Below are 24,378 nucleotides of genomic sequence, written 5' to 3'. Positions count from 1 at the left end.
GTCAAAAATACCAATTATAAAATAACAAAAAAATGGCATCTTCTACAAATATTAATAAAAGTGGAAAAACAGCTAATAAATGGACTAAGTTGAGAGAAATTTTACCACCTTTGGTATTATTAACTCCCGCCGGTTCGTGGTTATTATTATTGTTAGTTTTACCTACTTTAATCATTTTAGAATTAAGTTTAGTACCAGATATTCGTCCTGGAGATTTAGTTATCCCTAGTGGGTTAAATAACTATTTGATAATTTTAGAACCTATTTATTTAAAAGTAATTATTAATTCCATATTTTTAGCATTTGGTACTACTGTCATTACTTTAATTTTAGGTTTTCCTGTGGCTTATTGGATTGCTCAAATTGTCCCCAAAAGATGGCAAAATTTAATATTATTGGCTTTTGTTCTACCTCTGTGGACTTCCTCTTTATTACGATCCTATGCTTGGATTACTATTTTACGTCCTACAGGATTATTAAATAGTATTCTAACAGCTATTGGCTTACCAGCTTTAGATATTCTCAATCAAACTCCGGCGGTATTAATTGGTATGAGTTATGGTTTATTACCTTATATGGTATTAATATTATATGCTTCCTTGGAAAAGTTAGATCAACGCTTATTAGAAGCTGCGGCTGACTTAGGCGCTAACCCTATGCAAACTTTTTGGAAGGTAACAGTACCTCAAGTTTTACCAGGAATTGCAGCCGGATCTTTGTTAGTATTTATTACAGGATTAGGAGATTTTATTGATCCTGAATTATTAGGGGGTGCGTCAAGTATGACCGCTTCCAGATTAGTTTATAATCAGTTTTTAGGCGCTACTCAAAATTGGGGTTTTGGTTCAGCTTTGAGTATGACATTGATATTATTAGTTAGTTTGGCGATCGCCTTAGTGATTAAATTTGGTGAAGTCAAGCCAAAACAGTGAGTTTTAACATTGCTTATAAGCCTGTGTGGGAATAAATTACCGTGCCCCATCACAAAAGTTTAGTTTACTTTAGTAAAATGCCAGCTATTAGCCTGGAACTTGAGTTCCAGGCAACTGTGGAAGCTAAACAAAGAAGCCATCTGTAGCTTATAGCTGCTAAAGCTCTCCTAACTCCTAAAAACTATTCTTTTACCGCTTCTATTAACCGAGAAAAGTAAAAACGAGTCCTAGTCATAGCTTTTCTTTCCACAGTAAAACCATTCTTTGCCAATATCTTAATAACATCCGCTTCCCGATGTAAATAAGCGCGAGTCGCTTTAGAAGGACCTGGGAAAAAACTGCCAATTTTCTTGAGAATAGACAAAAAACAGGTTTTTGGTGCGAAACTCAGAATCATTCTCTGATCTGCTAAAGAACATAAATGGGAGATCATCTCATCCGCTTTATCTTGGGGATAATGAATTAACACATCTAAACAAATTACAGTGTGATAATTTCCTGTTAAAGATTCTAAATCTTGTACTGTAAAAACAGGATTAACTGTATTAGAAAAAATCTGGACACTGCGATCCTGTCCTTCTGATACCATTTTCGCTGAAATATCACTAGCGTAAACTTTAGCACCTTCTGCCGCTAAAGGAATACTCAAACTACCCACTCCACAACCAGCATCACAGATGGATAATTGTGATAAATTACCATCTTCTTTCAACCAGCCGATGACTGTATCTACAGTTTGCTGATGTCCAGTACGAATATCTAACTGGACTTTATTTACTTCTCCATCTCCATAAATGCGCCTCCAACGGTCAAATCCTGTAGAATTGAAGTATTCGCGTACTATTGTTTTATCGTCGGCTGCGTTCATAAACTCTATTTGTGACAAAACTAAACATTTTCTGTAACCTTTATTCTACCGTTAATCATGTTTTTAGACATATTTCCTAGTTGACAATTTAATAGGCAAAACTAATAATTTTGGCGATACCACTAAATAGTAAGTTACTATGTACTATGATTTTTACGGCTATTTCTGGAAATTGTTTTTCTAAATAACTGTATAATAAATTACTATCTCCTCCAGTAATAACTACAGTTGTTTCTGGGAATAATTCCCACCAAGCAAGAATAAAATCTTTAATACTACTTAATAAGGTATAAATTATGCCACTTTTAATTGCTTCTGGTGTATTTAATGCAAACCGTAATGGCAAATATTCATTTAAACTATTTTGAGGTAATGATAATTGTCCTGTATTTTGTGCTAAACTGTTAAACTGTAATTTTACTCCTGGTAATATTGCTCCACCAACTAAGGTTTTTTGAGCATCTACTCCTGTAAATGTTAAAGCTGTTCCCGCATCAATAACTAATGTTGGATATTCATAAATTTCTCCTGCACTATATATTGCTAAAGCGCGATCTATACCGAAAGTTGGATACATTCCCCCAATGGGTATTTGTTGTAAGGTAAGAATGCAATGATGGGGGTATTTTTGCCAAAGGGCGGTTTGTGTAGGAACTACAGAGGCGATAATGATGGGTAGAGGTGAAGATATTGATCCTGAATGATCAGGAATATCAAGAGATAAAATCTGAAGAAAGTTATCTAATGTGGGAGATGTGGTTAAGTTGGTAATTATGGATAGGGGTAGATGTGGTGTATCAACGGTTGCAGATAAAGTATGATTCATGAATAATCCCCAATGTAGTCGAGAATTACCAATGATTAACCCTAGCCAGGGATATGATTGATATTGATAATTTTTATGGTTTTCCACTGTTTTAATTTTCTGAAGTCATTGATAGGTTTTTCCATCAGGTCTAATTAAATCTTAAGATTAAAGCCGTGTCACAATAGGAAAAACAATAATACTGATTTGTTCAGGAGGGGAGTTATGGTACTGCTTACCGAAAAAACAGCTAAACGCCTGACTATCAATACTGTGGATATTGCTCAGGATACTACAGCTATTCGCTCTTTGGATTGGGACCGAGATCGGTTTGATATAGAATTTGGTTTACAAAATGGCACAACCTATAATTCTTTTTTAGTTCGTGGTGAGAAGGTAGCATTAGTTGATACTTCCCATGAAAAGTTCCGTGATGTTTATTTTGACACTTTGAGAGGGTTAATCAATCTTCAAGATATTGATTATTTGATTATTAGTCATACTGAACCTGACCATAGCGGTTTGGTTAAAGATTTGTTACAGTTTGCTCCTGATATTACTGTCGTTGGTTCTAAAGTCGCTATTCAATTTTTGCAGGACTTGGTTCATCGTCCTTTTAAACGTCTTATTGTTAAAAATGGCGATCGCTTAAATTTAGGCAAGGATCATGAATTTGAATTTGTGATCGCTCCTAATTTACACTGGCCTGATACTATCTTTAGTTTTGACCATTTAACTAAAATTCTTTATACCTGTGATGCTTTCGGAATGCACTATTGTTCCGAAGTGACTTTTGATGAAGATTTATCAATTCTTGAAGCAGATTTTCAATATTACTATGATTGCTTAATGGGACCTAACTCCCGTTCTGTACTTTCCGCAATTAAACGTATGGCGGAATTAAAGGAAATTAAAATGATTGCTACTGGTCATGGACCTTTACTTTATCATCATGTTCAAGAATTAACAGAACGTTATCGCGTTTGGAGTCAAAACCAAACTAAGGCGGAAACTACAGTAGGTATATTCTATGTCTCTGAATATGGTTATAGTGATCATTTAGCCCAATCTATAGCTAATGGTATCAGTAAAACTGGTGTAGCTACTTCTTTGATAGATTTGAGTAGTATTACTGATTTGCAGGAGTTGCGCGAATTAGTAGGATCTTGTGCTGGTTTGGTGCTGGGAATGACTCCATTATCAGCTAATTCTATGGTACAAGCAGCTTTGAGTACGGTGTTAGGTTCAGCTAAGGAAAAGCAATGTATTGGAATTTTTGAAACTGGAGGAGGAGATGATGAACCTACCTATCCTCTGTTGAATCAGTTCCGATCTGCGGGTTTAAGTGTAGCTTTTCCTGTGATTGAAATTCGGGAAACACCGACGGAAAACATTTATAAGAAGTGTGAGGAAGCAGGAACAGATTTAGGTCAGTTTTTGACACGCGATCGCAGTATTAAGGTAATGAAGTCTTTAGCCGCAGATTTGGATAAGGCGTTAGGAAGAATTAGCGGTGGGTTATATATTATCACAGCTAAAAAGGGTGATGTCTCTAGTGCGATGTTGGCTTCTTGGGTAAGTCAAGCTAGTTTTAAACCTTTGGGTTTTTCTATTGCTGTGGCTAAGGATCGCGCTATTGAGTCTTTAATGCAGGTGGGCGATCGCTTTGTACTTAATGTGTTGGAAGAGGGTAACTATCAACCTTTGATGAAACACTTCTTAAAAAGATTTGCTCCTGGTGCAGATCGTTTTGAAGGTGTGAAAACTCAACCAGCATCTAATGGCGCTCCTATTTTGACTGACGCTCTGGCCTATATGGAATGTGAGGTAGTTAGTCGGATGGACTGTGGTGATCACTGGGCTTTGTATAGTACGGTTTATGCTGGTCGTGTATCTAGACCAGAAGCACTTACAGCAGTACATCATAGAAAAGTGGGTAATCACTATTAAATTGGATAGGGTTCGGATTTATCCCTTTAGCGTCCAAACCCACCATAAAATGAAAAAATGAATTCCATGGCTAATAACCAAAGTTTACTAAAGTAAACTCAAGACCCTTGGAAGTATTTAGTCATCTTTAGATGACTTTTACTATGAGATACAGGAATTCATTCCCAGTCGGTTTATAGTTAAGCTGTTGTGCTTTTAATGTGGATAATAGATGCAAGGAAGATCCTTGCACTACAGTAATTTTAGGTTTTTTACTTATACAGTTTAGCTGCACATCAACTTAACTTTTAACTCTTGAAACTCCGCACTTTCCTGACTCCTTGATCTCCTTTTTTAAAACTATGGAAAATAACAAACCTCGTGACGTTCAAATATTACCTATTGCTACAGATACTCTAGTTTTGCGATCGCGCAGTTGGACAAGGTTAAGATTTGAAATTGAATATGCTTTAGCTAAGGGCACAACCGCAAATAGTTTCTTAATTCAAGGTGATAAAATTGCCATTGTTGATCCTCCTGGAGAAACTTTTACCGAAATTTATTTGCAAAGGTTACAACAACGTCTGGATATTAGTAAACTCAATTATGTCATTCTTGGTCATGTAAACCCCAACCGTGCCGCAACTTTGAAGGCTTTATTAAACATTGCTCCTCAATTAACTTTTGTCTGTTCTAACCCCGGAGCAATTAATTTACGCGCAGCTTTAGAAAACCAACATTTACCTATTTTGGTAATGCGAGGAGATGATACTTTAGACTTAGGAAAAGGTCATCATTTACAATTTATTCCTACTCCTAACCCTCGTTATCCTGATCAACTTTGTACTTATGATCCCCAAACGGAAATTTTATTTTCTGATAAGTTATTTGGAACGCATATTTGTGGAGATCAGGTATTTGATGAAGGTTGGGAAGTCTTCCAGGAAGATAGACGTTATTATTTTGACTGTATCATCGCTCCCCATGCTAAACAAGTTGACACTGCTTTAGATAAGTTGGCTGATTTACCTGTAAGAATGTATGCTACTGGTCATGGTCCACTTGTACGTTATGGTTTAATTCAAATTACTCAAGGCTATCGTCAATGGATACAAGATCAAGCAGAGTCAGATGTTACTGTGGCTTTAATTTATGCGTCCGCTTATGGTAACACTGCTACTTTAGCTCAAGCGATCGCTCACGGTTTAACTAAAACTGGTATTAATGTGGAGTCTATCAATTGCGAATTTGCTGATCCTGAGGATGTTAAAAAAGCTATTGAAAAATGCTCTGGGTTTATTATTGGTTCCCCAACTTTGGGAGGACACGCGCCTACACCTGTCCAAACTGCTTTGGGTATAGTTCTATCCACTGCTACTAATAATAAGTTGGCTGGTGTATTCGGTTCTTTTGGTTGGAGTGGGGAAGCTGTTGATCTCATTGAAAGTAAGTTAAAAGATGCTGGATATCGCTTTGGGTTTGATACCATTCGCGTTAAGTTTAAACCTAATGATGTAACATTACAAACCTGTGAGGAAGCAGGTACAGATTTTGCCCAAGCATTAAAACGCGCTGCTAAAAAATCTGTGGTTGCTAAACAACCTGCTAGTAATGTGGAACAAGCTGTAGGTCGCATAGTTGGATCCTTATCTGTAGTTACTGCACAACAAGGCGATGTTAAAAGCGCTATGTTAGCATCTTGGATCACTCAAGCTAGTTTTAATCCACCTGGTTTGACTATTGCGATCGCTAAAGATCGTGCTATGGAAAATATGACTCATAGTGGAAATAACTTTGTAGTCAATATTTTGACGGAAGGTAGGGAACTAAGAAAGCATTTTATGAAGGTTTACTCTCCAGGACAGGATCGGTTTGCTGGTATTGAAACAACGGAAGCTAATAATGGAGGTATTATTCTCAATGGTGCTTTAGCGTATTTGGAATGTACTGTACAGAATCGGATGGAGGTTGGTGATCATTGGTTGGTTTACGCTACTGTTGATGATGGTAAGGTATTAAACCAAGATGGTGTTACTGCTATTCATCATCGCAAGTCCGCAAGTTATTATTAGGAGATGATAGGGGTTTAGTATTGCTAAATCCCTACAAATTACAGTTTCATTCCTTAGCAACACTAATTTAAACAACCTAACTTACTTTTTACCCAATTCCTAAACTCTTTAATTGTTTTATTTCTACCTGCGGTCTTACTTTTTTCTAAATATTCGGGAATGACTTTTATTAAAGGTAAATTAGGAAAATTTAAACTTGACTGAGATTCGATATAATGACCATTTTCTAATATATTAATCTTCAATTTATCCTTTTCAAACCGCCAAACTTCAGGAACTTCTAACCCTTGATATATATTCAAATGAGTCCGAGAAGTGATATCAATTTCTAATGCTAAGTCTGGTGGTGGATCAATTGTTAAGTCTAACCGTTTTTTCCCCCGAATTAAAGCCTCATTTTTGATATAAAAACATTGATCTGGTTCAATACCTTGCGCCATAAATTGATTTTTAAAGGTGGTAGAACCAAGACTGACAAATTCAATATCTAATTCTTCTAATAGTGCTTTGAATAAATCACCAATAATTTCTTTATTGTATTCATGTTCAGGTAACGGAGTCATAATTTCTAATATTCCTTGATCATACGCAATTCGCGCAGCACGATGTTCTCCTAATTCTTCCAGAATGGTTTCTAATTCTACCCAAGTTACATTTTTTAATATTACTCTTTGTCCTGGAGGTACATGAATGCGTTTTAATTCTAACAACATTATTTTCACTCCTAATCATATTTAGCACATCTAATATTATATCATACATATATATAAGCAAGCATCTTGCATTCATTATCCAAATGACAACCGAAAATATACTAGATTACTAGTTAGAACAGAAATGACCATTTTACAGAAATTAGATCCCGGACTTCTTAAAGAAGTCCGAAATTAGATCCCGGACTTCTTAAAGAAGTCCGGGATCTGGGATCTATTAAAGAAGTCCGGGATCTGGGATCTATTAAAGAAGTCCGGGATCTGGGATCTATTAAAGAAGTCCGGGATCTGGGATCTAGGGATCTGGGATCTAGGATCTAGGGAGTAATTCTCAATATTAGAAATTAAGAAATTAGATCCCGGACTTCTTAAAGAAGTCCGGGATCTGGGATCTATTAAAGAAGTCCGGGATCTGGGATCTATTAAAGAAGTCCGGGATCTGGGATCTAATTTTATCTTATGCAGGAACAAATTTCAAAGAAACACCATTCATACAATAACGTTGTCCAGTGGGTTTAGGACCATCATCAAAAACGTGGCCTAAATGTCCACCGCAACGACTACAATGGACTTCAATTCTTGTCATGAAAAAAGAACGATCAACGGTAGTAGCGATCGCTCCTTCTATGGGTTGAAAAAAGCTAGGCCAACCTGTACCACTATTAAATTTAGTATCTGATGTAAATAGGGGTTGACCACAACCAGAACATAGATAAGTACCTGGTTCATAATGTTTATCTAGGGAACTACTAAACGCTCTTTCTGTTCCATGTTTCCGCAATACATGAAACTGTTCTGGTGTGAGAATACTTTTCCATTCTGCTTCTGTTTTTACTACTTCAAAACTCTCATTTTGTGTGGCCATAGCGTCTGAACTCCAATTGATATATTGTGAAAAAAAGGCTGTACCTAGTAAGATGGTACTAATTTGTAAAAAATGGCGTTTGTTCATAATTTACAGCAAATCAGCGAAAAAATCAAATTTTACATCGAATTTTGAGCATCAAAAAAAATGACATTCAAAACATCATCAGAACATATCACATTAGCCACTTCTTTAGCCTTAGAATTTGCGGAAACTGCAATTATCAGAGATTCTCAAGGAGGAACACCAAAAAAAGAGCGCGATCGCTTACGTGAAAGTGGCTTATTAAAATTAATAATTCCTGAAAAATATGGTGGAATTGGCGAAAATTGGATCGCTATGTTACGAGTTACCCGCGAATTAGCTAAAGTTGATAGTTCCTTAGCTCATGTTTTTTCCTATCATCATATTGGTGTAGTTATTCCCCATATTTTTGGCACACAATCACAACAGGAATATTATTACACAAAAACCGTAGAAAATAATTGGTTTTGGTGTAATGCTCTTAATCCTAGAGACACAACAACTATTTTAACACAAAAGAAAGACTGTTTTTTCATTAATGGTAAAAAAAGTTTTTGTTCTGGTTCTGTAGACTCAGATATTTTACCTTTATCTGCCATTAATGAAACTACCAAAGAAGTCATAGTTTTAATTATTCCTAGTCAGAGAAAAGGGGTAACAATTAATTCTGATTGGGATAACATGGGACAACGACAAACAGATAGTGGAACCATAGATTTTGATCATGTTATTGTCTATCCTCATGAAATAATTGGCGCGAGATATAATCAGAAATCAAATTTTATAAACATTCGTTCTTGTATTACCCAACTCAACCTAGCTAACATTTATTTAGGAATTGCCGAAGGTGCATTTTTAGCCGCTAAAAATTACACTCAACATTATAAAAAACCTTGGGATGCTAATGTTAGTGTAGCAGAAGATCCTTATATTTTGCAGCATTATGGCAATATGTATGTAGATTTACAAGCTGCTAATTTATTGATTGAAAAAGCAGCTAATTTATTACAAGAAAGTTGGCAACAAGAACATAATTTGACATTAGAAAAAAGGGGAGAATGTATGTTAGCTGTAAACAATGCCAAAATTATGGCGCAAAGGGTTGGTTTAGATATTACTAATCGTATTTTTGAAGTGATGGGAGCAAGTTCTACTAATAACAAATATGGGTTTGATCGTTATTGGAGAAATATGAGAACCTTTACACTCCATGATCCTATAGATTACAGAATTAAAGAAGTAGGTAAATGGGCTTTAAATGATCAATTTCCCCATACTCGTGCCTATTAACAAGTAGTGCAGGCATCCTGCCTGCAAAATTGCAAAATAATTGAAAATATGTTAGGCTAATGTGCAGCACTCACTGTATAATTAAAATGTATAATTAAAAAACCTGAAGTTACAGTAGCACAAGCATCTTGCTTGTATTAATTATTCAAGTTAAAGGCACAAAAACTTAGTCTAGTGATACCGCAAGAGTAAATTGCTAATTAGTTAAGTCCAGCTAAAAACTAAGTCTTAAATTAATTTTTCTTAACAGTGTCCTGATACCTTACAACTTACGTTAATAAATAGGGGGTAAATTTATGATCGTTACTAGTAATTTTACTACTAATTTTACTACTAATTTACAACAACTCTATGAAACTGATGAACATTTATGGTTATTAGAAACTATTGAATTATTAAAACAAAAGCGTTTTGATGATTTAGATTTAGAAAACTTAATTGAGGAGTTAGAATCATTGGCAAAAAGAGATCAACATAAAGTTAAAAGTTTACTGGAACAAATTATAAGACATCTTTTATTACTGCAATTTTTGACGGAAGAAACAGAAAATAATAGTCATCATTGGCAATCAGAAATTTTAGGTTTCCGTTATCAACTTGAGGATAGGTTAACAACTAATTTACGTAATTATCTAGCTAATGAGATGGATAATATTTATAGTCGGGCTTTAAAATATGTCCAGGTAAAAACTAAGTCTCAAATTGATTTTCCTCTACAATGTCCTTATACTTTAGAACAGTTGTTAGATGTGGATTATTTTAAGTAATATGTTAATATTCAGATACCCGACTTTTTAAAGAAGTCGGGTATCTTTCAGGACTATTTTAGATATACCAGGAGTGTGTTTTATGAAATTCAATCGCAGTCAAGTTAAAAAGTATCTCCAATCATCTGATTTTACATCTTTATTTATTGAAGAGTTGGGTTGGGACTATGCTGATATTTCCCCCATTTATTTATCTGTAGATGAAGAAAATTATACCTTAGAAGCTATTAGCCAAAAACGCGGTTTAATGGTTTATCATTGTGTGGCTGATAATGGCATTTTACCTGATGCTAAAACTAGAAAAAAGATTGATATACAAGTTACTAGCTATAGTCAAGAACATTTAATTATTTATACTGATAAAAATCAGTCAAAACAAGTTTGGCAATGGGTAAAAAGAGACTCTGCAACTAAAGCTAAAGCTAAAGAAACTACTTTTAACATTACTCAGTCGGGAGAATTATTAAGTCAAAAGTTAGAAGCTTTATTTATTGACTTTGCTGAAGAAGAAAATCTAACTTTAACAGATGTTACTCAACGCACTCAAAAGGCTTTTGATATTGAAAAAGTAACTAAGGATTTTTTTGAAAAGTTCCAAAAAAGACATTTGCAATTTGTTGCTTTTATCAAAGGTATCGAAAATCCAAAAGATGCTAGTTGGTACACTTCGGTTATTTTGAATCGCTTGATGTTTGTTTATTTTCTTCAGAAAAAAGGTTTTTTAGATCATGGTAATACTAATTATTTACAAGATAAGTTAAAAACTAGTCAAACTAAAGGTAAGGACTTATATTATCAAGAGTTTTTACAAACTTTGTTTTTTGATGGTTTTGGTACACCAGAAAAGTTTCGTAAAGATGAAACTACTGCTTTAATTGGTAAAATTAAATATATTAATGGTGGTTTGTTTTTACCCCATGTTATTGAAGAGAAATATCACGGTAAAATTACCATTTGTGATGCTGCTTTTGAGGATATTTTCAAGCTATTTGCTGGTTATACTTGGCATTTAGATGATACCCCTAGCGGTAAAGATGATGAAATTAATCCTGATGTTTTGGGGTATATTTTTGAAAAGTATATTAACCAAAAAGAATTTGGTGCTTATTATACTAAACCGGAAATTACTAATTATCTTTGTGAACGTACTATTAATAAATTTATTAGCGATAAATTTATTAGCGTTATTAGCGATAAATTTATTAGTGGGAAAACTGGTAATATTCAAATATTTGATCATCTCAATAATCAATTATGTCAGCAATTACTAGATGAGATTTTGCCTAACTTATCAATTTTAGATCCTGCTTGTGGAAGTGGTGCGTTTTTAGTCGCTGCTTTACAACATTTGATTAAAATTTATACTGCTATTTTTGACTTTATTCAAGTTTCTGGAAATGAAGCAAATAAAGCCAGATTAACGAAGATTAAACAAGATCATCCTTCTTTGGATTATTATATCAAAAAACGGGTAATTACTGATAATCTCTATGGTGTGGATATTATGGAGGAAGCGGTAGAAATTGCCAAATTACGCTTGTTTTTAAGTTTGGTTGCTTCTGCAAAAACTGTGGATGATTTAGAACCTTTACCTAATGTTGATTTTAACATTATGGCTGGTAATTCTTTAATTGGTTTAATTCGCGTTGATGAAAGTCGTTTTGATACTGTGGGAGGTGCTAAACAAGGTAATATTTTACAACAATTAAATTCTCAAAGTTATCAAGCAATTTTAAGTGAGAAAAATGAAAGTATTAGGAAGTATAAGGAACACGCTTTTATTATTGCAGATGTGGAAGGAACAGCACAGGAAGATCGGTTACAGTTTTTAAGAGATAACATTAATCATGTGAACCGGGAATCTTTGGTTAAGTTAAATCAATTGTTGTTAGATGAATTTGGCAATTTAAAGATTAAGTATGAAGAAGTGCAGTTAAAGGGTAAACCTGTTAAACGACTTTTAAATATTGCTGATATGGAAGCATTAAAACCTTTTCATTGGGGTTATCATTTTGATCAGATTATTGCTAAGGGTGGTTTTGATATTATTTTGGGTAATCCTCCTTGGGAGATTTTTAAACCACAAGCTAAGGAGTTTTTTGCGGAATATAGTGATTTAGTGACTAAGAATAAGATGGATATTAAGACTTTTGAGAAGGAACAAAAGCAGTTATTAGCAAATCCTGAAATTGCTACTGCTTGGTTAAGGTATCAAAGTCAATATCCTCATGTCAGTTTATATTTTAGAAGTGCGGAACAATATCTTAATCAGATTTCTGTGGTTAATGGGAAAAAACAGGGAACTGATATTAATTTATATAAGTTGTTTGTGGAACAATGTGTTAATTTACTTTCTGAAAATGGTGAATGTGGTTTGGTTATTCCTAGCGGTATTTATACTGATTTGGGTACTAAGCAATTACGGGAAATGTTGTTTTCGCAAACTAAGATCACTGGTTTATTCTGTTTTGAAAATAAAAAGGCTATTTTTGAAGGGGTACATAAAAGTTTTAAGTTTGTGGTTCTGACTTTTCAAAACCTTGTAGGAGCGAATGGCGGTTCCCCCCTAGCATTACAGGGTACAATATCATTTCCGGCTAGGTTTATGCGTCATGATGTGGGAGAGTTAAATAGTTTTCCTGATGATGATTGTATTCATATTTCTGTGGATTTAATTAAACGCTTATCTCCTGATTCTATTTCGGTTATGGAGTTTAAATCTGATTTAGATATTTTCATAGCTGAAAAAATGAGTCAGTTTCCGTTGTTGGGGGAGGAAATTCAGAATAAGTGGAATTTAAAGTTAACTCGTGAATTTGATATGACTAATGATAGTCATTTGTTTAAAACTGAACCAGGTAAGGGAAGATTACCTTTATATGAGGGGAAAATGATTCATCAATTTACCCATAGGTTTGCTGAACCTCGGTACTGGGTAGAGGAGGAGGAAGGAAGAAAAGCAGTTTTAGGTAAAAATGGTGTTGATAATGGGCAAATTTTAGATTATCAGTGTTATAGATTAGGGTTTAGATCAATTGGTAGAAACACAGATATTAGGACTTTGATTGTTGGTAATATTCCTAAAAATGTTTTTTGTGGTAATTCTATCTTAGTTTTATCAACAACAGAAAAGATGCATAATTTTCAAGTTATTTATTTACAAGGTATTTTCAATAGTTTTGTTGTTGATTTTGCTTTGCGTCAAACAGTTTCTGCTAATATTAATATGTTCTATATTTATCAATTACCCGTACCCAGATTAACAGAAAAAGACCCATATTTTCAAGAAATAGTAGAACGTGCAGCCAAACTAATTTGTACCACAGCAGAATATGATGAATTAGCTAAAGAAGTAGGTTTAGGAAGTCATGAAAACGGAATTACAGACGAGAGAGAAAGGGGGAAACTCCGCGCAGAATTAGATGGAATAATTGCCCATTTATATGGATTAACAGAAACAGAATTTAGTCATATATTGAGTACCTTTCCCATAGTGGCAGAAGAAGTGAAAAATGCGGCTTTAAATGCTTATCGGGAAATGGTTAAATAACGTCAAACTGCGTAGATCCTGTTAAAATAAAATAGTAACTACACTCGTAACTACATCCTAAAAATAATCATGATACAAACTTTAAAACTACGCAAAATTGGTAATTCAGTAGGGGTAACATTTTCTAAAGAATTGTTAGGAAAACTCAATCTTTCCGAAGGAGATACCGTATTTGTAACAGAAACCGAACATGGACTTCAACTCAGTGCTTATAACCCAGAATTTGAGAAAGCAATGACAATTTACCGCGAAGGTAGCCAAAAATTTCGTCATGCAAGGAATTGGCTAAGTGAATGAACCAAATTGTCTCACAGAACAGATAGTGCTTGCTATCCATGAGGGTTTGATTTCTCAATATGGTGGGTTTATCTGGTGTGAGAGATTACCCCTTATTAGAAGCTAGTTTAACCCGTCCTCGTCATCGCTTTTCCTATCAACCGGAGGTTAATGTTTTAACTTGGGAATAATTAATAATTTTGCTATCAGCAGTTAATAAATAGCAATTATAATATCTAGCAGTTGCGACAATCATTTGATCAAAAGGATCGCTATGAAAACCATTTAATTGAGTTGAATCAATGATGATAGGTAAGTTTAAATTTAATAATTGTACTCCTGGATAAGCTAACGCTAATTCCAACCATTCAGTAACCGAACAGGAAAAATTTAGTCTATTTTTTTCTACCAATTTAGCTACTTCCCAACAGGAAACAATACTAATTCCTATACCTTCTGCTTGATGTTTTACTATCCATGTTTCATATTCTTGAGTAAGTCTTTCATTACCATCAACCCACCACACCCAAATATGTGTATCAAGTAAGATCATTGTAAACATTCCCAATCTTCTAAAGCTACAGGTTCGGTAGGATCATCATAATGGATCACTTTACCACGTAAAGGATAAAGATCATCATGAAGTTCTGAAATTGGATGAACTTTACCTGCTTTAGCTTGTTGTAATGAGGTTTTCAAACTTTCTAAAACAACTGCTTTTGATTCATCATCTTCATCTAATTCATCTTCAATAAACAAAACGATTAATTTAACTCGACTTGGTTTATTAACTATCAAAGGATGATCTAAAGAAATGTTACCATTTTGATCAATCCTTGCCATTATTTCTTGCGCTATCATATTTACTCACCTGTAATTACTACAACTATTTTACTATATTATAGTAAACATTGACCAAGATCCCCGACTTCTGTTTTAATTGTGTTAATCAATGATAAATTAATCATAGAAGACAGGGATATAATTTAACATGATATTAAAAGTTTATTCCTTGCGATCGCAAAATTTCCTCTAAATATTCTACTCTTTTTCTTTCTTGATCAGCACGTTGTTTTTCTTGATCAGCACGTTGTTTTTCTTGGTCAGCACGTTGTTTTTCAATTGCTACCTTTTCATCTCCTATTAATAAAAGTTGTCCTTTTTGATCACACCATCTTAACCATTGATAATTTTTTCCTTCAAATTCTCCTTCCCAAACAGTTAAACCTAAACCTACTCCTTCTAACCAATTTGTGGATAATAATTGATAATTAACACCTATTAATTGATAGATATAAAGATTTGCTTTTCCTAAATAATGGCAGGGATCAAAAACCACATAATAACCTACTCTTGCTTGAGAATAATCTTTTAATTTAGTTCCTAATTCATTTCCCACCTTATTAGAAACTATTTCAATGACTATTTCTGGAGATTTACCAAAATTCCAAGTAAAATAAGATTGATCTTTTTTCTCTGACCAATCTTCTGGTAAAGTAACTTCTAAACTTAACATCACATCAGGAACAAGGGGAGGTTTATTTGCTGCATAAAATAAACCTACATTAGCAGTAGCTAAAAATGGTTCACTAACATTAAAAGAACTATAAAGAGAGGAAACTAATAAACGTCGTTGTTTTTCAGAAATTAAATTATCCACTGGTTCTCCATCATCAATAATCACATTTGTTAAATCAGGAATAGCAGGTTTTTCAAAATCATCAGGACTGGGTTTACGATTGGTAATTTCTGGGGTTAAAGATTGAGTCATGAGAAAATACTCCTGGGAGTAAGAGAGACAATATCTTATATTAATTATGATATCATAATTATAGCAATTACTACTCAAGCGAGGTACAAGCAGTGATCATAAAACGCAGATGAACGCAGATGATTTTGTACTTCACTCTTAAAAAGAGGTGAAATTGATAACGGACAAAAATTATATTATCAGTGTTATAGATTAGGGTTTAGGGATATTGCAAGAAATACAGATATTAGAACAATGATTGCAACAATGTTACATACTAACATTTTTTGTAATCATAAACTACCAACAGCTATTATTAAATCCGACAATTCACTAGATTATAAATCAGAATTATTTTTACTAACAATTTTCAATAGTTTTGTTGCTGATTATTCTTTAAGACAAAGAGTAACCACTAATTTAACATTTTTTATTGTCTATCAAACACCAGTACCCAGATTAACAGAAAAAGACCCATATTTTCAAGAAAGAGTAGAACGTGCAGCAAAACTAATCTGTACCACAGCAGAATATGATGAATTAGCTAAAGAAGTAGGTTTAGAAAATCATAAAAATGGAATTACAGACGAGAGAGAAAGAGGAAAACTCCGCGCGGAATTAGATGGAATAATTGCCCATTTATATGGATTAACAGAAACAGAATTTAGTCATATATTGAGTACCTTTCCCATAGTAGCAGAAAAAGTGAAAAATGCGGCTTTAAATGCTTATCGGGAAATGGTTAAATAACGTCAATGTAGGGGTAATTCATGAATTACCCCCACAATTTATAGCAGATTTGAGGTAAATGAGGTACAGTATCAACAGGCAAGATGCCTGTGTTACAAGGGTTTGATCATTAACATCTGTACCTCATTATAATGGAAAATACTGTATAAATAAAGACAAAGATATGCAAATTATTTTTAATCTTGTGAATGAATCATAAATTGATGTGTGAAGTAGGGGATCTGATATAATAATCAAACAATTAATCAATAGAAAAATAGAAAATATTTATGTTATGCGTCGAGACACAATCTTTTACAAACTATTCCAACAATATCCATCTTTATTGTTTGAATTGTTGGAAAATCCTCCAGAAAATGCCGATAGTTATAAATTTGATTCTGTAGCAATTAAAGAACCAAAATTTGAAATTGATGGCGTATTTTTACCACCAGAGAATGAAAATCCAGGAGTTGTATATTTTTGTGAAGTGCAGTTTCAGAAAGATGAAATATTGTATGAAAGAATAGTAGCTGAATCTTCCTTGTATTTTTATCGTAATCGGACTAGATTTAGTGATTGGCAAGCGGTTATAATTTATCCATCTCGTAACATTGAACAAAGTAATACTTATCCATTGCGAGCATTTTTGAACAGTGATCAAGTACATCGGATATACTTAGATGAATTGGGGGATATTCATCAATTACCCACATCGGTAGGAATGATGATATTAACCACATTAGAAGAAAATCAAGCGCCAGAAGCAGCGAGGTATTTATTAGCAAAAACTCAGTCAGAAATACCATCATCATCAAATCGCGTCATAATAGAAATGATCACCACAATTATGATGTACAAATTTGAAAATCTTAAACGTCACGAGGTAGAATCTATGTTAGGAATCACACTCAAACAAACAAGAGTTTATCAAGAAATTAAAGAAGAAGGAAGAGAACAAGGATTAGAACAAGGATTAGAACAAGGATTAGAACAAGGATTAAAAGCAGGAAGAAAAGAAGCAACTTTTAATTTAGTTATGCGACAATTGAGTAAACGATTTGGTAAAATATCATCAAAAATACGCGGTTCTATTTCTAATTTATCTTTACCTGTTTTAGAAGATTTAAGTGAAGATTTATTAGATTTTAAAACTGTGAATGATTTACAAATTTGGTTAGAAAAGGTTGAAGATTAAGATTTAATATTCCCGACTTCTGTTTTAATTGTGTTAATAGATGATAAATTAATGATAAGCTAATGTGCAGCACTCACTGTATAATTAAAAAACCTCAAGTTACAGTAGCAGACAATATAGCAATCATATTTGATTTGTAAACCGTGAGGGTTTCAGATCCCCGACTTCTTGAAGAAGTCGGGGATCTCTGTGTTCAGAAATTGCATTATAAATTATAATATAGCAATTCTAAATAATGTGCTACAATATTCACCCTGGATATCCTGATTCAGACAATCAATAAAATATATAATAAGTAAAAAACTATGCCACACATTTTTGATAATATCAACGAACAACTACTACCCCAACTCAAAGAAAGCCTAAAAGATGCCCATAAGGCAGATTTTTGTGTGGGTTATTTCAATTTACGAGGATGGAAATTAATCCAAGCAGAAATAGAACAATTTACCGGAGGAGAAAATAACTGTTGTCGCTTATTAATTGGAATGCAAAAATTACCTAAAGATGAACTTAACCAACTTTTAGGTTTAGGAACATCTCGTAAACCCATATCCCAAAATGACATAGTTAACCTCAAAAAACGCCTAGTACAAGAATTTAGTCAACAATTAACTTTAGGTAAACCTAGTAATGATGATGAATTGGGTTTAAAAAAACTCAAATATCAATTACAAACTAAAAAAGTCATAGTTAAATTATATTTACGTCGTCCTCTTCATGCTAAACTTTATTTAATGCCTCAAAGTCATCATAATTTAAAAGCGATCGCTTTTTTAGGAAGTAGTAATTTAACTTTTTCTGGTTTATCAACCCAGGGAGAATTAAATGTTGACATCCTAGATAATGATGCAACCAATAAATTACAAACCTGGTTTAATGAACGTTGGGAAGACAGATTTTGTATAGATATTTCTCAAGAATTAATAAATATTATAGATGAAAGTTGGGCAAGGGAAAAGTTAATTTCTCCCTATTATGTTTATCTGAAAATGGCCTATCATCTCTCCCAAGAAGCGCGAGATGGTTTAAGTCAATATACTATACCTTATGATTTTCAACTATTCCCCTTTCAAGCAGCAGCAGTAAAAATTGCAGCCCATTATGTTAACCGTCGTGGTGGTGTTTTGGTGGGTGATGTGGTAGGATTAGGAAAAACCTTAGTCGGAACTGCTATAGCGAAAATTATTGAAGAGGAACTTGGTATTAGTACCCTCATTATTTGTCCGAAAAATCTCGTTTCCATGTGGGAAAATTATAAAGATGAATATCGGTTATCAGCTAAGGTAATTTCTATTAGTCAAGTTGGTAAAATATTACCCACAATTGCCGCACTTTTTCGGTTAGTTTTAATAGATGAAAGTCATAATTTAAGAAATAGAGAAGGACAACGTTACGCAGCAATTAAAGAATATATAGAACAAAGCGGAAGTCGTTGTATTTTATTAACAGCAACTCCCTATAATAAAAGCTATTTTGACTTATCATCACAGTTACGGTTATTTATTCCCGAAGCAAAAGATTTAGGTATTAAACCAGAAAATTTGATCAGAGAATTAGGTAATAATGAAAATGAGTTTAAACGTAAACATCCCCAAATTGAAGTTAGGACTTTAGCAGCATTTGAAAAAAGCGAATATTTTGAAGATTGGCAATTATTAATGAATCGTTACATGATTAGAAGAACACGCAGTTTCATTAAAAATAATTATGCTGTAACTGATGAAATAGATGGCCGCAAATATTTACAATTTCCTAATGGTACTCGTTCTTACTTTCCTACTCGCATCCCCAAAACTGCCAAATTTACTATTAACAACGATGATAAATATGGTAAATTATACTCTGGTGAAGTGGTAGAAATTATTAATTCCTTATCATTACCCCGTTACGGTTTAGGAAATTACACCTTAAACAAATATAAACAACCTCCCACAGCAACAGAACAACAAATATTAAACGGTTTATCTCGCGCTGGAAGACGGTTAATGGGTTTTTGTCGCACCAATTTATTTAAAAGATTAGAAAGTAGTGGCAATGCTTTTTTAGAATCTTTAGAACGTCATATTTTACGGAATTATGTATATCTCTATGGTTTAGAAAATAAATTAGATATTCCCATTGGTACACAGGATGCAGAGTTTTTAGAGACTACCAATAATGATGAAGATGCTGATAATATTAATTCTACAAATTTAGATTTTGAAATAGCTGATGATGACAATGAAGAAAATGATGATCATAATGATGAGGTGAATTTTGCCAGTTTAACAAGTAAAGAAGCAGAATATAAACGTCAAGCACAAGCTATTTATGAACTGTATCAAACCAAATATCAAAAACGTTTTAAATGGTTGAATTATCGGTTATTTAATGCAGAATTGAAAAAACATCTCCGGGAAGATGCTATATCATTGTTGAAATTATTAAATAACTGTGGAGAATGGAATTATCAACAAGATCAAAAATTTCAAACTTTGCAAAAATTAGTCACCGAAAAACATCCACAGGATAAAATATTGATATTTACCCAATTTGCAGATACAGCGCGTTATTTACAAGAATCTTTTTCCAAAGTGCATATTACCCAAACTGCATTAGTCACAGGAAAAGTAAATGATCCTACATCCTTGGTATATCGTTTTAGTCCCCAAAGTAATAAACAGGATATCTCACAAGAACAACAAATTAGAATTTTAATTGCTACTGATGTATTAAGTGAAGGTCAAAATTTACAAGATTGTCGGATAATTATTAATTATGATTTACCTTGGGCAATTATTCGGTTAATTCAAAGAACAGGAAGGGTTGATAGAATAGGCCAAACCGCCTCAGAAATACTATGTTATTCGTTTTTACCTGCGGAGGGAGTGGAAGAATTAATTAATTTAAGAGGTAGACTCACAGAAAGATTACAACAAAATGCTAACGTAGTGGGAACAGATGAAGCATTTTTTGAAGATAGTCTTTCCTATCAAGAAATACTCGATCTTTACCATGAAAAATCGGGTATTTTAGATGAAGCAGATGATGGAGAAGTTGACTTGACTTCCGAGGCGTTTCAAATTTGGAAAAATGCCATAGATGCAGATCCTGACTTAGAAAAAACTATCAAAAATTTGCCCAATGTAATTTATTCTACCCGCGAACATCAAGAAACAAAAACCGACCCTCAAGGGGTATTAATGTATTTAAGAACTGCTGATGGTACAGATGCTTTAGCATGGATAAATAAGCAAGGAAAAAGCGTCACACAATCACAAATGAGAATATTAAGAATTGCTAAATGTAACATAGATACACCCTCTTTAAAAAGACATCCCCAACATCATGAAATCGTCTCACAAGGTGCTGATTTAATATTAGAACAACACAAAAGAACTGGAGGACAATTAGGAAGTTCTAAAGGCGCGAGATATAGAACTTATTACCGATTAGATAATTATATCAAAAGAACGGAAGAAAATACCCCTTTATTGACATTAGGAGAAGATTGGCAAACTTTGAAAAAAGCAGTGGAAGAAATATATAATTATCCCTTAAAAGAAACCACAGTAGTTAAAATTAACCGGCAGTTAAAAAGTGGAATTAATGATGAACAATTAGCGACAATGATTATATCTTTACGTGATAATAATGCTTTGTGTATTATTCATCCAGAAGATACAGCACAGGAAGCGCAAATTATTTGTTCATTGGGGTTATTTTCAGAATTATAAAACATAAGATTAAGATACCGGACTTGTTTAAGAAGTCCGGTATCTTGTCATGTTATAATATCACCATCCCAAGGAAAATAATTTATGGACGGTTTTATCAATTTACACAAACCTTACTCATGGACATCCCATGACTGTGTAGCACGAGTCAGAAAACTTTTAAAAATGAAAAAGGTAGGCCATGCAGGAACTTTAGATCCTGCCGCTACAGGAGTATTACCCATCGCTTGTGGTAAAACTACAAGATTATTACAATATTTAGCAAATGATAAGGCGTATATTGCTACAGTTAGATTTGGTATTTCTACTGCTACAGATGATTTAGAAGGAGAAATAATAGCTTCTCAATCTCATCCTGATATCAGTTTAGATAAAATTACGCCTATACTACCGCAATTTATCGGTAAAATTTCCCAAATTCCTCCTAGTTATAGTGCTATTCAAATAGACGGGAAAAGACTATATGACTTAGCTAGAAAAGGGGAAATGATTCAAGCACATAAGAGAACAGTAGAAGTTTTTGAAATTAATGTGTTAGCATGGCGTGAAGGTGATTTTCCTGAGTTAGATATTATGATTGCTTGTGGTACTGGAACTTATATTAGAGCGATCGCTCGTGATCTTGGTATAATGTTAAATATTCCTGCTACCCTTGCTGGTTTACAACGCACTGTCAGCAGTGGTTTTCCCATTGATGGTAGTGTGACATTATCAGATTTAGAAACCCAAGTTAATACAAATGAATTTACATTTATTCCTCCAGATGCACCATTAAAACATCTGGAAAAAATCAATTTACCATCATTAAATGCCACAAAATGGTGTCAGGGACAAAAAGTATTTGTTGATGTCAATGTAGATGGGAATATTACAGATTTTTTAAGAGTTTATGACGAGGAAAATCTGTTTTTAGGTATTGGTAACATAGGAGATAATGTATTAATTCCCCAAATGGTATTTCGCAACTTATAGCAATCACCAATCACCAAATAAATCAGGACTTACGCAACTAGCATATTGGTAAGGTGCGTCATACTGTATAAATCATGTAAATTACTAACTTTTTGATATGTGACGCACCCTACAACATATTTTTTAGTAGCACAAGCATCTTGCTTGTATTAATTATTCAAGTTAAAGGAACAACAGCTTATTAAATATTAAATATTAATCCTCTCCAGCATGATAAGAACTGCGAACCAACGGACCAGAACGTACATGACTAAAACCCATACTCTCTGCTATCTGTCCTAACTCCACAAACTCCTCTGGAGTCCAATATTTACGTACCGGGAGATGATCCAAAGAAGGACGCATATATTGACCAATGGTTAAGCGATCGCAATTTATACTTCTTAAATCTGTCATAGCTTCTATTAATTCCTCCCTAGTCTCGCCATGACCTACCATTAGACCAGATTTAGTAGGAATAGATGGATTTAACTCCTTTACCATAGCTAATACATTCAAAGAGCGATCGTACTTTGCACCACGACGTACAGGACCAGTTAAACGGCGCACAGTTTCTATATTATGATTAAAACAAGCAGGTTTAGCCTCCACCATCATAGTAATACTTTTTCTTTGACTGATATCACCACCACTACCCCAAAAATCTGGAGTTAGCACCTCAATTTCTGTAGCGGGATTAAATTTGCGAATATACTCCATAGTTTGCACAAAATGACCAGCACCACCATCTGTTAAATCATCACGTGCCACAGAAGTTAAAACCACATATTTTAACCCCAAAAGTTGTACAGACTCTGCCACTTTCCGAGGTTCATCCGCATCTATAGGCATTGGTGCATGACCCTTATCAACCTGACAAAAACCGCAGGAACGAGTACAAGTAGGACCCATCAACAAAAAAGTAGCAGTTTTCTGAGAATAGCATTCAGCGCGATTAGGACAACGACCTTCCTCACAAATAGTGTGAATTTTACGCTGTTTAATGATACGCTCAACAGTGGAGATTTCACTGGCCTTACCGATAGGACGGCGTAACCAACTAGGCATAGTTGTAACTTCTGTCATCATATCTTTAATCATCCTATCTCTAATCATAGTATTTACTGGTGTAGTACAAAACGGCGTAAATCAACCAATCCTTTTAAATCTTGTAAAAGCCTATTAAAAGCCTATACTGTCTATTCCATCTACATGAGGTACACTATGAACACAGCAAGATGCCTGTGTTACAAGGGTTTTATCATTAACATCTGTACCTCATAATCATTTAAACTGCTGTATTAATTTTGTATCAATTTTGTATCAATTTTGTATCAATTTAGACTATTTTTCTAACCGCACTGCATACCATTGTAAATATTTGCCTAAACCAACATCTAATTCACAACTGGTATCTAGTAAATATCGTGCTTGTTTAGGAATAGAATCAATTTTTTGCACATCAAATGGTAGATCAGAATTAGGTGTTTCAGCTAAAATATTAGCTAATTTTGCTAATAATTCTGCTGCTGTTAAAATTTGTTCTGGTTGGTTCGTTTCCAAAACAACAAAGTGATCTTCTGCGTACATTAATGAATTTGGCATTCTTGGCAATTGGTGATTAAATTAAAATTATAATATTATAATATTATAATAAATGCGGAAGGAAACGGTGGTTGATGTAACAAATTTACCGCTAAATATCTTGCAAAGATTTATCTATGCGTGTATAGTTTTGCCTATAAAATTTTTAGCTAGGAAATATCTGATACTTTTAACCGAGACATTCCGTGACATCTGAGATATCGTGAAGGTCCAGTACAACATTACCAACTGAGTTGATAAAGGTGGTATCCCACATTGCCTTGAGGAAAATCCCCAAAGCTCCATTAAAATCTCGCGGTATGTCATAACCGCAATTAGGGCAAACAAAGCTCTTA

20 protein-coding genes are annotated in these 24,378 nt (G+C 33.8%); 11 read left to right on the top strand and 9 right to left on the bottom strand.

All coding sequences use genetic code 11. The annotated features are described in order from the left end of the window. Positions 1 to 32 precede the first annotated feature (32 nt). Positions 33 to 932, top strand: a complete 900-nt coding sequence (locus tag H6F32_RS09850; protein ID WP_190369156.1) for an ABC transporter permease — start codon at positions 33 to 35, stop codon at positions 930 to 932. A gap of 181 nt (positions 933 to 1,113) precedes the next feature. On the opposite strand, the gene bchM is transcribed toward H6F32_RS09850, so the two are convergent. Both bchM and H6F32_RS09840 read right to left on the bottom strand, forming a co-directional pair. Then, the gene (gene bchM / locus H6F32_RS09845) at positions 1,114 to 1,800 is read right to left on the bottom strand and encodes a magnesium protoporphyrin IX methyltransferase (RefSeq protein ID WP_190369155.1); all 687 of its coding nucleotides are present in this window, start codon (positions 1,798 to 1,800) and stop codon (positions 1,114 to 1,116) included. 88 nt (positions 1,801 to 1,888) lie between these two features. Beyond that, positions 1,889 to 2,713, bottom strand: a complete 825-nt coding sequence (locus H6F32_RS09840; RefSeq protein WP_190369154.1) for a pantothenate kinase — start codon at positions 2,711 to 2,713, stop codon at positions 1,889 to 1,891. A 117-nt stretch (positions 2,714 to 2,830) separates the two neighbouring features. Here H6F32_RS09840 and H6F32_RS09835 point away from each other — a divergent pair, with 117 nt between their 5' ends. After that, positions 2,831 to 4,555, top strand: a complete 1,725-nt coding sequence (locus H6F32_RS09835) for a diflavin flavoprotein (protein ID WP_190369153.1) — start codon at positions 2,831 to 2,833, stop codon at positions 4,553 to 4,555. A 341-nt stretch (positions 4,556 to 4,896) separates the two neighbouring features. Next, positions 4,897 to 6,606, top strand: a complete 1,710-nt coding sequence (locus tag H6F32_RS09830) for a diflavin flavoprotein (protein ID WP_190369152.1) — start codon at positions 4,897 to 4,899, stop codon at positions 6,604 to 6,606. A 62-nt stretch (positions 6,607 to 6,668) separates the two neighbouring features. Here the strand turns inward: H6F32_RS09830 and H6F32_RS09825 are convergent, their stop codons facing one another. Together H6F32_RS09825 and msrB are read right to left on the bottom strand one after the other, a co-directional pair. Then, the gene (locus H6F32_RS09825; protein WP_190369151.1) at positions 6,669 to 7,319 is read right to left on the bottom strand and encodes a Uma2 family endonuclease; all 651 of its coding nucleotides are present in this window, start codon (positions 7,317 to 7,319) and stop codon (positions 6,669 to 6,671) included. Between the two features lie 457 nt (positions 7,320 to 7,776). Next, the gene (msrB, locus tag H6F32_RS09820) at positions 7,777 to 8,271 is read right to left on the bottom strand and encodes a peptide-methionine (R)-S-oxide reductase MsrB (protein WP_190369150.1); all 495 of its coding nucleotides are present in this window, start codon (positions 8,269 to 8,271) and stop codon (positions 7,777 to 7,779) included. Positions 8,272 to 8,331: 60 nt separating this feature from the next. Here msrB and H6F32_RS09815 point away from each other — a divergent pair, with 60 nt between their 5' ends. The 4 genes from H6F32_RS09815 (at position 8,332) to H6F32_RS09800 (ending at position 14,112) form a co-directional block, all read left to right on the top strand. Further along, positions 8,332 to 9,498 (top strand): acyl-CoA dehydrogenase family protein, encoded by a 1,167-nt coding sequence (locus H6F32_RS09815; protein WP_190369149.1) that lies wholly within the window; start codon positions 8,332 to 8,334, stop codon positions 9,496 to 9,498. Between the two features lie 296 nt (positions 9,499 to 9,794). Continuing rightward, positions 9,795 to 10,265 (top strand): DUF29 domain-containing protein, encoded by a 471-nt coding sequence (locus tag H6F32_RS09810; protein ID WP_190369148.1) that lies wholly within the window; start codon positions 9,795 to 9,797, stop codon positions 10,263 to 10,265. An 82-nt stretch (positions 10,266 to 10,347) separates the two neighbouring features. Then, positions 10,348 to 13,815 (top strand): Eco57I restriction-modification methylase domain-containing protein, encoded by a 3,468-nt coding sequence (locus H6F32_RS09805; protein WP_190369147.1) that lies wholly within the window; start codon positions 10,348 to 10,350, stop codon positions 13,813 to 13,815. 69 nt (positions 13,816 to 13,884) lie between these two features. Beyond that, a complete protein-coding gene (locus H6F32_RS09800) occupies positions 13,885 to 14,112 on the top strand; it encodes an AbrB/MazE/SpoVT family DNA-binding domain-containing protein (RefSeq protein ID WP_190369146.1) in 228 nt (75 codons plus the stop codon). A 136-nt stretch (positions 14,113 to 14,248) separates the two neighbouring features. Here the strand turns inward: H6F32_RS09800 and H6F32_RS09790 are convergent, their stop codons facing one another. From H6F32_RS09790 to H6F32_RS09780, 3 genes are all read right to left on the bottom strand, one after another. Then, positions 14,249 to 14,644: a type II toxin-antitoxin system VapC family toxin gene (locus tag H6F32_RS09790; RefSeq protein ID WP_190369145.1), complete on the bottom strand. Its 396-nt coding sequence runs from the start codon at positions 14,642 to 14,644 to the stop codon at positions 14,249 to 14,251. After that, positions 14,641 to 14,952: a hypothetical protein gene (locus H6F32_RS09785; protein WP_190369217.1), complete on the bottom strand. Its 312-nt coding sequence runs from the start codon at positions 14,950 to 14,952 to the stop codon at positions 14,641 to 14,643. The genes H6F32_RS09790 and H6F32_RS09785 overlap by 4 nt, the downstream gene beginning before the upstream one ends. A 136-nt stretch (positions 14,953 to 15,088) precedes the next feature. Further along, the gene (locus tag H6F32_RS09780) at positions 15,089 to 15,862 is read right to left on the bottom strand and encodes a Uma2 family endonuclease (protein WP_190369144.1); all 774 of its coding nucleotides are present in this window, start codon (positions 15,860 to 15,862) and stop codon (positions 15,089 to 15,091) included. Positions 15,863 to 16,096: 234 nt separating this feature from the next. Between H6F32_RS09780 and H6F32_RS09775 the strand changes: the two genes are divergently transcribed. The 4 genes from H6F32_RS09775 to truB all read left to right on the top strand — a co-directional run bounded on the left by H6F32_RS09775 (position 16,097) and on the right by truB (position 22,459). Continuing rightward, the gene (locus H6F32_RS09775) at positions 16,097 to 16,591 is read left to right on the top strand and encodes a hypothetical protein (protein ID WP_190369143.1); all 495 of its coding nucleotides are present in this window, start codon (positions 16,097 to 16,099) and stop codon (positions 16,589 to 16,591) included. 274 nt (positions 16,592 to 16,865) lie between these two features. Further along, on the top strand, positions 16,866 to 17,768 hold the full coding sequence (locus H6F32_RS09770) for an Rpn family recombination-promoting nuclease/putative transposase (RefSeq protein WP_190369142.1): 903 nt from the start codon (positions 16,866 to 16,868) through the stop codon (positions 17,766 to 17,768). A 305-nt stretch (positions 17,769 to 18,073) separates the two neighbouring features. Continuing rightward, positions 18,074 to 21,487: a helicase-related protein gene (locus tag H6F32_RS09765; RefSeq protein WP_190369141.1), complete on the top strand. Its 3,414-nt coding sequence runs from the start codon at positions 18,074 to 18,076 to the stop codon at positions 21,485 to 21,487. Between the two features lie 84 nt (positions 21,488 to 21,571). Continuing rightward, positions 21,572 to 22,459, top strand: coding sequence for a tRNA pseudouridine(55) synthase TruB (gene truB, locus H6F32_RS09760; protein WP_190369140.1), 888 nt, complete (start codon positions 21,572 to 21,574; stop codon positions 22,457 to 22,459). A 195-nt stretch (positions 22,460 to 22,654) separates the two neighbouring features. Here the strand turns inward: truB and lipA are convergent, their stop codons facing one another. Then, a complete protein-coding gene (gene lipA, locus H6F32_RS09755) occupies positions 22,655 to 23,554 on the bottom strand; it encodes a lipoyl synthase (protein WP_242031097.1) in 900 nt (299 codons plus the stop codon). 228 nt (positions 23,555 to 23,782) lie between these two features. Next, complete coding sequence (locus tag H6F32_RS09750; protein WP_190369139.1) at positions 23,783 to 24,043, bottom strand: chlororespiratory reduction protein 7; 261 nt, start codon at positions 24,041 to 24,043, stop codon at positions 23,783 to 23,785. Positions 24,044 to 24,378 lie beyond the last annotated feature (335 nt).

The sequence above is a fragment of the Anabaena sp. FACHB-1237 genome (genome assembly GCF_014696225.1).
Lineage (GTDB): Bacteria > Cyanobacteriota > Cyanobacteriia > Cyanobacteriales > Nostocaceae > FACHB-1237.
The sequence above is the reverse complement of the archived record's forward strand: the minus strand, read 5'-3'. Positions and strand labels throughout refer to the sequence as shown.